Origin of the sequence: Pseudanabaena cinerea FACHB-1277 (assembly GCF_014696345.1) — a bacterium.
GTDB lineage: Bacteria > Cyanobacteriota > Cyanobacteriia > Pseudanabaenales > Pseudanabaenaceae > Pseudanabaena > Pseudanabaena cinerea.
Genome location: NZ_JACJPY010000097.1, coordinates 1 through 14,302, shown reverse-complemented (window position 1 = coordinate 14,302; position 14,302 = coordinate 1). Strand labels below are relative to the sequence as shown.

Here is a 14,302-nt window from a genome sequence, read left to right as displayed (position 1 = left end):
AATAGGCGATCGCATACCTGTCAACCTGTTAAAATTGATGAGGAGAGCGTTAATCAAGAAATACGATGTTTTACCCTCGACTTAGCGGCGATCGCTATGTGTTGAATCTACGCGGCAACCTTGGGGGACTGTTTGATGCAGGTTTACAAAAACAGACTAAATTACTTAGCAGAAGAATTAAGCATCTTTCTACCAATATCAGAATATTTTAGTGCCTTGCTAACAAAAAAAGATAATAGTATCGCAAATATAACTCTCGCAATGGGGTTAAAAATTACTATCGCCGAAGATTGAAAAATCTGAAGATTTTGAAATACATTCGCTAAAAACTCAATTAGAAATAGAGCATAGCCATGAAGCAAATAAATTCCTAACGACTCTTGAGCTAAGTCATTAATTAAACTTGGTGACTGACCTTTATATAAAATTGCACAATAGCAAACTAAGAACGCACCTATGACCAGCGAAGGTCTTGCATAGGGAGGTAGTAAATAACCGTCAAAAGCACTTGGTACATTAAAAACCTGCCATTCTAGCCAAGATAGAAATATAAAGATAGAGAACAAAATGAATATAAATAACATTCTTTTTTTATGAAAATATTTTGCCAGAGATATCTCTATATTTTCGTCAATAATAGCTAAGATTGAAGCACTAAAAATATATGGTACAAAGCATAATGGATTCCAGTATGCAGACAATACAAATCTCTGTGTTGCGAGTGTGTATAAACTAATGAATATTAGAAAAAATAAGCTTGTCAGCATAAGAATCAGTTGAGTTAAGAATCTATGCTTGTGGACTAGCAAATATTTACTATTAATAAAGCAAAGCCAAGAAATTAGTATCAAAGAGAATAAGAAAAATAATTCTGGGCGAGTTCCGAATACGATTGTTTCTACTAAATTTTGTAAATTTAGTAGCCCTAGTAAATAATTGCCTCTACTTGTCAATGAATTAAATACTACGCCTATAAGCATCCAAATACCGTAAAGACGAATTAAATTCATCAATCTCTTTTTCGGAAAAGAAGTATGAGAAACTAGATACTTCTTATAGAACAAATAAAGAGAAATTGAGAAGAAGACAGGGACAGCAAGCAGGCAAATATTGTAATAAAATATATTTACAATATTTTGGAAGTAGATGTTTATTTTTCCTAAAAAGGAAACCCCTTGAGCGTGCCATACTACAACAAGAATCGCAAAGACAGTTCTAAGATAATCAAATCCACTAATATTTTTACGCATATTTTACACATATTTTACGCATATTTACAGCTTATTGGGACATTGGATTTCGATTGGTACGGAAATATTTTATATTTTTAAGATTTTTAATTACTCATTGAAGCTTTGAGCTAAATAAATGATGATACCTTTGAGCTAAATAAATGATGATACTGTTTGAAATCATAGCCAGACAAGATATCTGACCGAATAAATTTAAAACCTCTGTAGCACGGGCATCCTGACTGCTACTACTACTTTTGAGTGAGGCTGGTCAGTCAATCAGGGTTTTGAGTATCATCGAAAATTTTTTGACAACGGCGCATGGTGATGTTTTCAAAAAAATAAGGGTTTAAGCCATTGCCAAGCCCTGTACCGATGCAACAGAGGCTAGGATAGAGTGAATATTTTTAAGATCGAAAATTTTCATAGAGAGCATGATAAAACAGCATCAGATTTGGTCTTGGCTCGGAATCACCCTTGAATTTACTCTTAAGTTTGCCCTTAGATTTGTTTTTGCAGTTGCTTTTATGGGCTTAGTGGCGATCGCCCCGCAATTTAGCCACAACAGCAGCAATGCCGAGGCAGCAGTCACCGACTATTTGCAAGAACAGAAATATCTAACTAATGTTTGGCAAATTGCTAATCGTGCCTATGTTGATCCTAACTTTAATAATCAAAACTGGTACAAAGTGCGCCGCCAATTTGTCAATCGTAAGTTTAATAGCCGCGAAGACACCTATGCCGCGATCAAAGAGATGCTGGCAACCCTTGACGATCCTTTTACTAGGTTGCTCGAACCTGACAAATTTCGGAGTATGCAAACCAGTACATCGGGCGAACTAACGGGGGTTGGTTTACAGATTGCGATCGATGACTTTGACGATCATGTGACCGTGATTGCACCCATTGAAGGTTCACCTGCGGAAATAGCAGGGGTCAAGTCCCGCGATCGCATCATTGCCATTGACAATATTTTGACCAAGGGCATGAGTTTAGATGAATGTGCCACCAGAATGCGTGGGGCGATCGGCTCTGAGGTGAAATTAACCCTAGAGCGTGCATTAGCCGATGGTAAAGGCTCGGAAACATTGGATGTGACGATCAAGCGCGATCGCATTGCGGTCAATCCAGTTGTGGCAAAACTCAACCAAGAGGGCGATCATAAGGTGGGCTATGTGCGGTTAAATCAATTTAACGGCAATGCCACCAACGATATGGAAAAGAGCCTTAAAAAGCTGAAAGCAGAGGGAGCTGATCGCTATGTGTTGGATCTGCGGGGCAACCCAGGGGGCTTGTTTGACGCTGGTTTACAAATTGCCCGAATGTTGATCTCTGAAGGTACGGTGGTTTATACCGTTGATCGTCATGGCATCCAAGAAAGTTTTGAATCTAAAGGCACTGCCATTATTGATGATCCCTTAGTCGTGCTGACCGATGGCGGTACTGCCAGTGCCAGTGAGATTTTGGCTGGCGCTTTGCAGGAAAACCATCGTGCCCAGTTAGTCGGCACAAAAACCTTTGGCAAAGCCCTAATCCAATCTCTATACGAATTAGAAGATGGCGCAGGTCTAGCAGTAACGATCGCCAAATATGAAACACCACAACACCACAATATCAACCGCAGGGGCATCATCCCCGATGTGGAAGTGGCGCTGACTCAACCATTGACCCGTCCACAACTCGGCACAAAAGATGATCCGCAGTATGTGGCAGCGCTATCGGTTTTGGCATCACTATAAAATTAGAGGGTGTGGCGCTTCGCGCCGCACTCTCTAATTTATTCACTGGCAAGAGAGTATGACATTGCAACCACAGGCACATGACGCTGTATTCGGTGGGCAAACACCAGCGCCCATGGGTGCAGCCGTCTTAGGTGGTATGGCGGGGGTGCAACAACGCATCGCCAGTCAAGCGATCGCCGCAAGGATCGCCGCCCTACGTGAAGCTCAACACTACGGCGAACATGGCTTAAATTTGATTCTGCAAAGTCTAAACGATCCTGTGCGGCAGGTACAACATACCGCCCTATCTTTACTCTGGCGCAGACCCGAACCCCATATTCAACAGGTTTTGACGCAGTACAGCCCCTATCAACTTTTTGATATTGTCGATACATTGCAAGGACATCGTGAGGCGATCGCCTCCCTTTGTTTGTCCCCCGATGGCGTTCTTTATAGTGCTGCCGCCGATCACAGCATTAGGGTTTGGCAATTAGGCTCTAGGGGCAACCCCAGCAAATTAGTTGGCTCCATGCGTGGGCATAGCCAGCCCGTAACCTCGATTTCCCTGAGTCGCAATGGCAAAATTCTCGCTAGTGGTAGTCGCGATAAGACGATTAAACTATGGGATGCGCGATCGGGAAAGGCATTACAAACCCTAACAGGGCATATTGGCTATGTAAATTCGGTGGCAATTACCCCCGATAGCCAAAAAATTGTGACAGGCAGTCAAGACACCACGATTAAACTATGGGATTTGCAAACGGGGACGGAGTTACGCACCTTGCGCGGTCACACTAGCCTTGTGGATTCCGTCGCCCTCAGCCCCAACGGTCAGGCGATCGCCAGTTGCAGTTGGGACACCACGATCAAGGTTTGGGATCTACAATCTGGACAACAGCAATGGGAATTTATCGGACATTCAGCGCGAGTATTATCCTTTGCCATCAGTCCCGATGGACGTACCCTCGTTAGTGGCAGTCTCGACACCAGAATTATGGTTTGGGATTTGCAGACTGGTCAAAAAATCCATACCCTTGAAGGGCATTGGGGTTGGGTTAAGGCATTGCTAATTAGTCGGGACGGTAAGACCCTAATTAGTGCCAGTTATAAAGAAATCAGAATTTGGAGTTTAAAAACGGGCAAACTCATCCAAGTTCTCAATGGTCATGTCAACCTGATCAATGCGATCGCCCTCAGTCGTGATGGGCAGACCCTAATCAGTGGCGGCGAAGATCGCTGCATTCATGTTTGGCAAGTTCCTTAGAAATATCTCTGTACTACCTAAAGCCTCAACAGGCTGTAATAGAGCGGAAGTATCTCGATTGGGTATAATTAAAAATCTGATTAAGGTTGATACATTATGCGATCGCAGGGTAATCTAATTTAATAACAGCTTGCAAAAGTGTGACTGCATTTTTGTGAATTGAAAACTAAACCCAGTAAGGGTTTTCAAACGAAGAAATGCCATAGATATTTCCTAAGACATTTCCTAGTTTGGCATAGGTGCTTACAGCACATTGTTTGAGTGGGAATTTAGGGATTACTTTTTAAGGATTACAATGAAGTCATATTTGGCTGCTGCTGTGCAAATGACCAGTATTGCGGATGTCGATAAAAATCTTGCTCAAGCAGAAGATTTAGTCCAACTGGCGGTAAATCGAGGTGCAGAATTAGTATGTTTACCAGAAAACTTTTCGTTTTTGGGTGATGAAAGCGAAAAAAGTAGGCTTGCTGTAGAAATTGCTGCAAAGAGTGAAAAGTTTTTAACAACGATCGCCCAACGCTATCAAATCCTCTTGCTAGGTGGTGGATTCCCTGTACCTGCCGCCAACGGTAACGATGCTAAGCAGAAGATGTATAACACGGCTCTTCTAGTCGGCAATACGGGCGAAGAGTTGGCAAGATATCGCAAGATGCACCTATTTGATGTCAATCTTCCCGATGGCAATACTTACCACGAATCGGCGACAATTCTCGCTGGCAATGAAGCGCCGCCAGTATATCGATCTGACAAGTACGGCAACTTGGGATTATCAGTTTGTTACGATGTCAGATTTCCAGAGCTATATCGCTATCTATCCAAGCAGGGAGCAGATATCTTATTTGTCCCTGCGGCATTTACGGCCTTCACGGGCAAAGACCATTGGCAGGTGCTATTACAGGCTAGGGCGATCGAAAATACTAGTTATGTAATTGCTCCCGCACAGGTGGGCAACCATACGCCGCGCCGCCAATCTCACGGTCACGCGATGATTATTGATCCTTGGGGCATTGTTTTAGCAGATGCGGGCGATCGCTCTGGAGTGGCGATCGCCGAAATTCAGCCATCCCGCATCGATCAAATTCGTCGCCAAATGCCTTGCTTGCAACATCGCACCTTTGCCTATCAATAGCACAGCGTTGACCTAAGCCCCATAAGCATTGATGAGCATTGACGCTTTGCGCCAATGCTCATCGGTTTAGCATTTGTCCTGGTCAGTTGTCTTGGTCAGTTGTACTGGTCATTTGTATTGACCATCAGTTCAGCTATAATTGTGTCATCACGAACAACCGCACCAATACTTGGCAGCGCTTTAGCAAACGACCGTTCAAACGACCGTTCAAACAAAATTTCTACCCTTTCTGGCACAAGCAGCTATGCAATCCTTTCCAGTGCTTGGTAATACGATCCGTCCACTCCAGCACCGCGATCTTGAATTTATTCAGAGATTCGCTGCTCCCAATGATCTCGAACAGATCGCCGTCAGCGATCTTAGTGGCTGTCGTAGCCGCCAAAAATTTGCATTACATCAATTTGCAAGCTGGCTGCCTGCCCCAGTGCAAACCTTGCTAAACCCTTACGTCCGCGCCTATGTCTCTGAATATAACGGAGTCATTCAAGGATTTATTCGGGTTTCGCCCTTCAATAATGACAGCAGCACTTGGCAAATTGAGCGTGTTGTTGTCTTGCCAGAGGCACAAAATGGTCAGCACAATGTTGGCACACAGTTAATTCGCTATTGCTTAGAATCTTGTCTCGAAGCGAGAACTTGGGTATTGCAAGTTGACATCAATCAAAAAGATACGATCGCCTTGTATCGTCAAAATGGGTTTCAGCCCCTTGCTCAGTTTACAGATTGGGAAATTAGCGCCGCCAGTTTGCAAGAACTAGCGCAGCATTCTCCAGACTTGCCTAATCTCATGCCCGTCAGCAATGCCGATGCTAGTTTGCTATATCAATTAGATACAGCAGCAATGCCACCGCAAATTCGGCAGGTCTATGACCTAAATGTTGCAGATTTTCGGGCGAGTGCGATCGATAAGCTAGTCAATCATAGTTCTTTGCTGATCAACCATTTACAGGATGTTTCAGGCTATGTCTATGAGCCGCAGCGTAAGGCAGCGATCGGTTACTTTTATTTGCTGCTGCAACGCCCGCAGGTGAACAACTGCCCAGAAAAGCTAATTCACCATTGTCAGCTTACGGTGCACCCTGCTTACACATGGCTCTATCCAGAGCTAACCTCACAGATTGCGCTTATTATCACCAAGCAGTCGCCTGAAAACTCTAGTTTGCAGTTGTCCTCGGCAGACTATCAACCAGAACGGGAAGCCTATCTGGAGAGTATTCAGGCGCAGCGTCAAGGGCATTCTTTATTGATGGCGCGATCGGTGTGGCATAAGATCCGTGAGACTAAGCCCGTACTTGATGGGTTGCAACTGTCACGGATGCTTTCTGGGTTACAACCAAACCAAAAACCCGTTCCAGGCAGAATTGAAACCTTACATCAGCATCAACAAACTGATGAGTTGCTGTAATCTTAAACTTTGCTAAAGGCATGGTTAAAGGCAAGGCATCATTACACATTCCATGAATTAAATCTGATTTTGGTTTAATTTATACAAAATATTGATCCATAAGATCGATAGGATTAATCATTGGACATTTAGGCATTGGCTGCAACTTTAAGACACTCTCGAATATGAAAATTCTCAAAATCCAGACATTACGTGGTCCAAACTATTGGAGTATCCAACGACATCAGCTTGTGGTAGCTCGCTTAGATTTAGAGGATTTTCAATTAAGGCGTACTGGCTTTTATCAAAATCTGTGTCATGTGCTGCCAAGCTTAGCGGGGAATGATTTGACTAGTCGTAATGATATTGATGATGGATATTTTTTGGCGACAGTCGTTAAAGATATAGCGATCGCGTTACAGGGATATGTGGGTATGCAGGTGGACTTTGGGGCAGTTCGCGCCACGGTTGAGCCAAATATTTATCAAGTTGTATTTGAATATCAAACCGAGGAAGCAGGGCGCTATGCTGCCCGTGCCGCCATTAGAATTTGCAGTAATATTTTAGAGACAGGAACCTATGCCACCCATGAGTTGCAAGAGGATCTCAAAGATTTACGCGATATTCGTCTTGACGGGCAGTTGGGTCCTAGTACTGAGTCAATTGTGGCGGAGGCGAAGGTCAAGAATATTCCTTGGTTGGAGTTAGGTAGTCGGGCAATGATTCAGCTTGGCTATGGGATCTATCAAAGTCGCATCCAAGCCACGCTCTCTAATAAAACGGGAATTCTAGGCGTTGAGTTAGCCTGCGACAAGGAAGGTACTAAGAGCATTTTGCGCGGTTCGGGTGTGCCAGTGCCAAGGGGGACGACCATTCGCTCTGCTAAGTACTTAGAGGAGGCGATCGCGGAGGTGGGCGGCTTCCCGATTGTGATTAAGCCTCTCAATGGCAATCATGGGCGCGGTATTACCATTGATGTGCGGACTGTCAATGAGGCGATCGATGCCTTTGACATGGCTCAAGAGGTATCCGAAGAAGTAATTATTGAGCGTTTTCATACGGGGCGTGATCACCGCGTTTTGGTGATCAATGGCAAGGTAGCGGCAGTGGCAGAGCGTGTCCCCGCTAATGTTACAGGCGATGGAGTTTCCACGATCGCCAAGTTAATTGAAATTACCAACCAAGATCCGCGCCGTGGTGATGGTCATGACAATGTACTCACCCGCATCGAAATTGATCGCACCAGTATCGATGTTTTAGCAAGGCAGGGCTTTACCCTAGAGTCTGTGCCACCTGCGGGACAGGTTTGCTATCTCAAAGCTACAGCCAACCTCAGTACTGGCGGTGTATCCGTAGATCGCACCGATGAAATTCATCCTGAAAATATTTGGTTGGCGGAACGGGTAGCGCGAATTATTGGCTTGGATATCGCAGGGATTGATGTGGTCACGGAGGATATTTCCCGTCCTGTCCATGAAACCGATGGGGCGATCGTGGAGGTAAATGCTGCACCTGGCTTTAGAATGCACACCGCCCCCAGCATTGGCACACCCCGCAATGTGGCGGCTCCTGTAATTGATATGCTTTTTCCCGCAGACTCTCCCTGCCGCGTACCAATCATTGCCATTACAGGTACTAACGGTAAAACCACCACCACCCGACTGATTGCCCATATTTTCAAACAAACGGGCAAGCGCATCGGCTACACCACCACCGATGGTATTTACATTGGCGAGTTCTTGGTGGAAAAGGGCGACACCACGGGACCCTACAGCGCTCAGGTAATTCTGCGCGATCCTACGGTTGAGGTGGCGGTGTTAGAAACTGCTAGGGGCGGTATTCTCAGATCTGGTTTGGGCTTTGATGCTTGTGATGTGGGCGTGGTGATGAATGTGCAAGCGGATCATCTTGGCATTGGTGATATTGACACCATTGAGGATCTGGCTAGACTTAAGAGCGTGATTGCTAAAACTGCCATGCCTAGTGGCTATGCGGTGCTAAATGCTGAAGATCCATTAGTGGCGGCGATGGCTAAGGATGTCGTGGCAAAGATTGCCTATTTCAGTATGCAGCCTGATCATCCACTAGTGCAGAATCACATTCAGCAGGGTGGTTTAGCCGCAATCTATGAAAATGGGTTTATTACGATTGTCAAAGGGGATTGGAAGATCCCTGTGGCTGAGGCGGTAAATGTGCCGCTTACCCTTGGTGGGCGAGCCGCTTTTAATATTCAAAATGCCATGGCAGCAAGTTTGGCCGCTTTTGCTCAGGGCGTGAAGGTGGAAGAAATTCGCCAAGGTTTATCCACCTTTGTCGCCTCTAGTACCCAAACCCCAGGACGGATGAATTTATTTGATCTTGGCAAGTTCCATGCTTTGGTTGACTATGCCCATAATCCTGCGGGATTTAAGGCGATCGCCGAATTTATCCAAAAATGGGAAGGTGAAGCGGTGGGTGTAATTGGCGCACCAGGCGATCGCCGCGATGAGGACATTATTGAGCTAGGGCAGTTGGCAGCAGGAATGTTTAGCCGTATCTTTATTAAAGAAGATAAAGATTTGCGGGGACGTGCGCCGCGTGTGGTTGCCGATCTGATGCGTCAGGGTGTGGAGTCGGTAAACCCTAATCTGCTCTGCATCACGATTTTAGATGAGGCTGAGGCTTTGGTTGCGGCTCTCGATAGCGCTCCAACCAATGGATTAGTTGTGGTATTTCCAGATAAAGTCGATCAAGCGATCAGTATTATTGAATCGCGGAAGTCCAAAATAGCTCTGTAAATTGCTCCCTCCTAGATTCCCTTACGAAAGTGGGGAAAAGATTAAAAAAAGTCCCCCCTTTTTAAAGCGAATTTAGGCGCATCGAAACTTTTCAAACAGTCTCTAAAGCTCCTAAAGACTTTAGAGATGCTTTTTGACCACCAATAACCCCAGTAATTCCTTGAATATTTAATCCGTTGTAGGGTCTAAATACAGTGAGGCTGTTTAGAATATTTCCTGTTTGGACATCCCAAATCTTGATTGTGGCATCAAGCCCTCCGCTAACAACAGTGCTACCATCAGCGCTAAATTTTGTGGCTCTGAGAATACTTTGATGCCCTTGCAAGGTACGCAGACATTCCCCTGTATTTGCATTCCAGATTTTTACGGTGCTGTCTTCACTGCCACTGACAATCAGGAAGTCACCCATGCAATTACTATGACCAAAATCTACCGAAAATATACTTTCTTCATGTCCTGAGAGAGTCCTTAGACATTTACCATTGTTTGCATCCCAAAGTTTGAGGGTTAGATCTTCTGAGCCAGTTACGAGCATTTTGCCATCGGGGCTGTAGGCAACGGCTCTAACTTTGTTGGTATGACCTTCACAAATATGCACAGATTTACCCGTAATAAAATCCCAAATTCTTAAGGTGTGGTCATTACTGGCACTGGCGATATTTTTGCCATCGGGACTTACGGCTACTGACATAATCCAAGTGTGATGTCCTTGCAAAACTCTCACTGCTCCAGTTTGCAGATCCCAAATTTTGACGACATTATCTTGTCCACCACTAACGATCGCCTTACCATCGGGACTGAAGGCGATCGACCAAATGCCACCATGATATTCATGGGTGGTATCCTCTAAAGTCTGGATAATTTCTCCCTTGGCGATGTCCCAAATTTTAATTGTTTCATCATCGGCACAACTGGCTAGGGTTTGGCGATCGGGGCTAAATATGGCTGCCCAAATCCAGCCATGATGTCCTATTAGGGTTGTGATTAAGGCTCCTGTGGTGGCATCCCATAGGCGAATGTGACGGTCTAAATGGCTGCTGGCAATGATTTGAGCGTCATGGCTATAGCTAACTGACCAGATTGCATGGGTATGTCCTTGCTGGGTTTTAGTACATTTGCCTGTGGTGGCATCCCAAATTTTTAAGGTTTGGTCGATGTCACCAGTTGCCACTATGCGATTGTTGGGGTGATAAGCAGTTGTGCGAACGCTAGATAAATGTCCTGTTCCTGTTTGTTTGCATTTGCCTGTGGCGACATCCCAAAACCTAACCGTACAGTCTGGCGCAAAGGAGCCACTGGCGATCGTTTTGCCATCTGGGCTAAAACATAGCATTTTAATTTCTTTTTTATGACCTGAAAATATTTGTAGACATTCTCCCGTTTCCACATCCCATAGCCTAATTACCCGCTCTGTGCCACAACTGGCGATCGTTTTGCCGTCTGGACTAAACATGACTGTCCAAACGCCTCCTTCACTGCCATCAAAAATTTTGAGAAGCTGCCCTGTAGCCACATCCCATAGTCTAATTGTGCGATCAAAACTGCCGCTTGCCAGAATTTGACCGTCAGGACTAAAGGCAACGCTCAAAACCCAAGCATCATGGGCGGCGATCGTTTTGAAGCATTTGCCTGTTTCTACATCCCAAAATTTAATGGTGGTATCATCACTGCCACTCGCGAGGATTTTGCCATTGGGATGAAAGTTAACTGACCACACCCAATGGGTATGTTCTTTGCGACTCCAGAGACATTTGCCTGTTTGGACATCCCAGAGTTTGATAATTCCATTTAAACAACTGCTGACAATCTTTTGACTGTCAGGACTAAAGGCAACGTAGGCGATATGCCAAGGATGTTTGGAAAATAATGCTACTTCTTCCCAAGTGCCAACCTGAAGTAAATGGATGTCACCATTGAAGTCGCCAACTGCCAAATATTTGCCATCAGGGCTAAAGGATAAGTCGAGAACTCCGCCAAAGGATTTTCGGAAGGTGGTTTTTGTCAGATCGGCATGGGCTAAATTGACGTTTAATAGTTCTATCTTGCGTAGATCCGCTTGCCAGATTGCCAGATTAGAAAAATCATATCCTGTGAGGTTGGTATTTAGCTGACAAAAGATATTGAGAATATTGCCTGCGATATAGCCGCGTTGCCCTGGATAGCGATCGCGTAATTGCGTAATAAGCCGTGTCAAATATTGTTCAAGCTGCAACTTGCCTTGAAAATGATCCAGCAATCTCTGGGTTACTGGTGCTAGAATCATACGGCTTTGGCTTTCTCGAATGTAATCTTTAGCCTGAGCTTGCAATAAACTATGGGAATTAAAGAACTTGAGTTTGGTAATATCCTCCGTGGCTATTTCTTGGCAAATATTCTCAATCAGTTTTTCGGTAAGATATTCCACTAATACAGGCTGGAGGCTAAATAGCTTATTGCGGTCTTCTGTTTGTTCGACAGGTAGTTTACGCTGGAGCGATCGCATTGTATCGGCAGTTTTTTGGCAATTAGCGATCGCCACAATATCTTCCTTGAGCGTGGTAATACTAACTGGCTCACGATGAATGACTAGCCAATATAGAATTTCGCGTTCATATTCGTTAAATCTTGCAAAATGTGAATCTAGTAACTCTTCTAATTTTGCAAATATTGGTCTGCCAGACTGCCAAAAGACAGCGATATCACCGCCAAATTGATCATAAATATGTGCGGCAGCCAACTTCAAAGCCAGAGGGTTGCCATTGTAAAACTTAATCAGTTCCCGCCATTGGGTTTCTGAACCATAAAAGCTCTCGCTGGGAGTAAAGAGTTGACGACCTTCTGTATAGCTTAGTCCTGCTAATGCCCAATATCTCACTGGCTTTTGTGTGCCTTCTAGCCGTTCGAGATTGCTAAAGTTTTCTCGACTGGTGACTAACAAACAACTCTGATGTTCAACTTCGCCGATTTTCTCAAATAACTGACCATAGCCTTCATAGTCCTGTTTATATTCTCCAGAAACATCTAAAATACTTTCGGCATTATCTAAAATCAAGAGGCAACGGTGAGCCTTTAGGTATTTCAATAAAATCGTGATTTGCTGGGCGATCGCTTCGGGTAAATCGACTTCTGTTTGGTCTGAAAGAAATTTAATGAAATCCTTTAATATATCCGTCAAGGGTGGACTGTATTGGAGGCTGCGCCAAATTACATAATCAAATCCATCTTGAATGTCTTTTGCTAATTTAAGAGATAGGTCGGTTTTTCCGATCCCGCCTTTACCTAATTTGATCGAAATTTTGCTTTTCCCCACGCCGCCAATACCGACAATCGTTAGCAGGCGGCAGCGATCGCGCAAAATCCAGTTCTCTAAAAGCTGCATCTCTACATCCCTGCCGACAAATTCTCTTAGATTTAGTTCGGGTGCGTTGCCCCAATCGGCTTTAAGCTCAGCAAGCTTGTCACCTGCAATTTCCTGTGCAATTTCTTGGCAATCTAGACCCAATTTAAAACATATCTCTTCAAAATGTTGGCTCTCAATGGGTTTACCATCAAAGAATTTACTGAAAGTATCACGATCATAGGGCAGTTCAGAATTTGCTATAAAATTGGTTTGACTAATAAATCCATTGCGCTGAAGGGCAAGTTGAACTCTTTCAAGGTATTGCTGTGCAACTCTAAGCGATCGCGCCATAGTTTTATACCTAGACCTATCCCAATTTAACTGACTTAATCATAAATTTTACCAGATTTTAGATTGCCAGTCCCAGCCCTTAGACAGCAAACGTTGATGAATATTGGCATACCAATTTTGGAGTAAATCGGCAAATTCAGGTTGATGAATACCTTTGCGCCAGAAAATCAGCGCATCTTCACCAGTTGCTTCGTAATAGTTTACCCTGCATCCAATTGCTTGGAAATCAAAACTTTGGTACAGGGCGATCGCGGCGGCATTAGTATTACGGACTTCAAGGGTTGCCCATTCTAACTGGCGATCGCGGGCTTGACCGAGAAGCCCCCACAGGATGGCCTTGCCTAGCCCTTGCCCTTGATATTCAGGTCGCACTGCTAAAACTGTAATATGTGCTTCCTCTAGAATTGACCAAAGGCAACCAAATCCCAATAGTTCATGACTATCATTGACTAACCCAAGCACACAACTACTGGGGTTATCAATTTCGCGTTGATAAGCTTCTAAACTCCAAAAATCATTAAGGCAATCGCGATCAATCGCTCGTAACTGAGATAAAAAACTATTGTCTATTTCATTGAGATAGATGGGATGGGATGAATTCATTTGCCTAAGTCCTATTAATTAGGGCTTGCTGAAAAAGTAATTAGGTAGCAGGAAGAAGGCAAGTAGAAAAAGCAGACCACGGCACAGGCAAGACAGGAAATCGCCGAAATCGGTAAGAGATAGCAGAAAAGATAAAAAACGACTTCCCAAATTGAAAAATAAAGTACTGTCGGCAGAGCATAACCCAAGCAAAAAATAAAAAAGCAAGCTGCTTGAGCAGCGCTTCTAGATTCATGACCAAAAAGGTGATAGCGATCGCCGTTTCCGAAGTATTTACCAACTTGGTCATGACCCGATTTAAACTAAACCGTCGTTTCGCCTGCCCAAACTTACCTTCAATTTGATTGCGAACCTTTGCATCTGCGAGAGTTTGCTTGCGAATAGCCGCCAAATCATCAGGTACAGGTCTGCCCAAAGGCGGAGCCGTAATCCTTATACCCCGATTTCGACAATAGGCGCGATTGCTACGAGTGCGATAAATCTGGTCAACATAGACCGCTTCAGGATAATGTCCAAAGCGAG

The 14,302-nt window shown here is 44.4% G+C and carries 9 protein-coding genes; 5 read left to right on the top strand and 4 right to left on the bottom strand.

What is annotated here, in order from left to right; translation table 11 throughout:
• Nucleotides 1-161 precede the first annotated feature (161 nt).
• A complete protein-coding gene (locus tag H6F44_RS19755; RefSeq protein ID WP_190352754.1) occupies nucleotides 162-1,250 on the bottom strand; it encodes an acyltransferase family protein in 1,089 nt (362 codons plus the stop codon).
• Between the two features lie 509 nt (nucleotides 1,251-1,759).
• Between H6F44_RS19755 and H6F44_RS19750 the strand changes: the two genes are divergently transcribed.
• From H6F44_RS19750 to cphA, 5 genes are all read left to right on the top strand, one after another.
• Nucleotides 1,760-2,971 carry a S41 family peptidase gene (locus tag H6F44_RS19750; RefSeq protein WP_407681879.1) on the top strand — a complete coding sequence of 404 codons (1,212 nt, stop codon included), beginning with the start codon at nucleotides 1,760-1,762 and terminating at the stop codon, nucleotides 2,969-2,971.
• A 58-nt stretch (nucleotides 2,972-3,029) separates the two neighbouring features.
• A complete protein-coding gene (locus tag H6F44_RS19745) occupies nucleotides 3,030-4,217 on the top strand; it encodes a WD40 repeat domain-containing protein (RefSeq protein WP_190352752.1) in 1,188 nt (395 codons plus the stop codon).
• A gap of 295 nt (nucleotides 4,218-4,512) precedes the next feature.
• Entirely contained in the window at nucleotides 4,513-5,346 is an 834-nt protein-coding gene (locus H6F44_RS19740; protein WP_190352751.1) for a carbon-nitrogen hydrolase family protein, read from the top strand.
• A 244-nt stretch (nucleotides 5,347-5,590) separates the two neighbouring features.
• Nucleotides 5,591-6,751, top strand: coding sequence for a GNAT family N-acetyltransferase (locus H6F44_RS19735; protein WP_190352748.1), 1,161 nt, complete (start codon nucleotides 5,591-5,593; stop codon nucleotides 6,749-6,751).
• Nucleotides 6,752-6,915: 164 nt separating this feature from the next.
• The gene (cphA, locus tag H6F44_RS19730; protein WP_190352747.1) at nucleotides 6,916-9,507 is read left to right on the top strand and encodes a cyanophycin synthetase; all 2,592 of its coding nucleotides are present in this window, start codon (nucleotides 6,916-6,918) and stop codon (nucleotides 9,505-9,507) included.
• Between the two features lie 91 nt (nucleotides 9,508-9,598).
• Here cphA and H6F44_RS19725 read toward each other — a convergent pair whose 3' ends face one another.
• The 3 genes from H6F44_RS19725 to H6F44_RS19715 form a co-directional block, all read right to left on the bottom strand.
• Nucleotides 9,599-13,177, bottom strand: coding sequence for a WD40 domain-containing protein (locus H6F44_RS19725; protein ID WP_190352745.1), 3,579 nt, complete (start codon nucleotides 13,175-13,177; stop codon nucleotides 9,599-9,601).
• A 48-nt stretch (nucleotides 13,178-13,225) separates the two neighbouring features.
• Nucleotides 13,226-13,780, bottom strand: coding sequence for a ribosomal protein S18-alanine N-acetyltransferase (gene rimI / locus H6F44_RS19720; RefSeq protein WP_190352743.1), 555 nt, complete (start codon nucleotides 13,778-13,780; stop codon nucleotides 13,226-13,228).
• Nucleotides 13,781-13,820: 40 nt separating this feature from the next.
• On the bottom strand, nucleotides 13,821-14,302 hold a 482-nt coding region (locus H6F44_RS19715), incomplete at its 5' end, for a transposase (protein ID WP_322096265.1).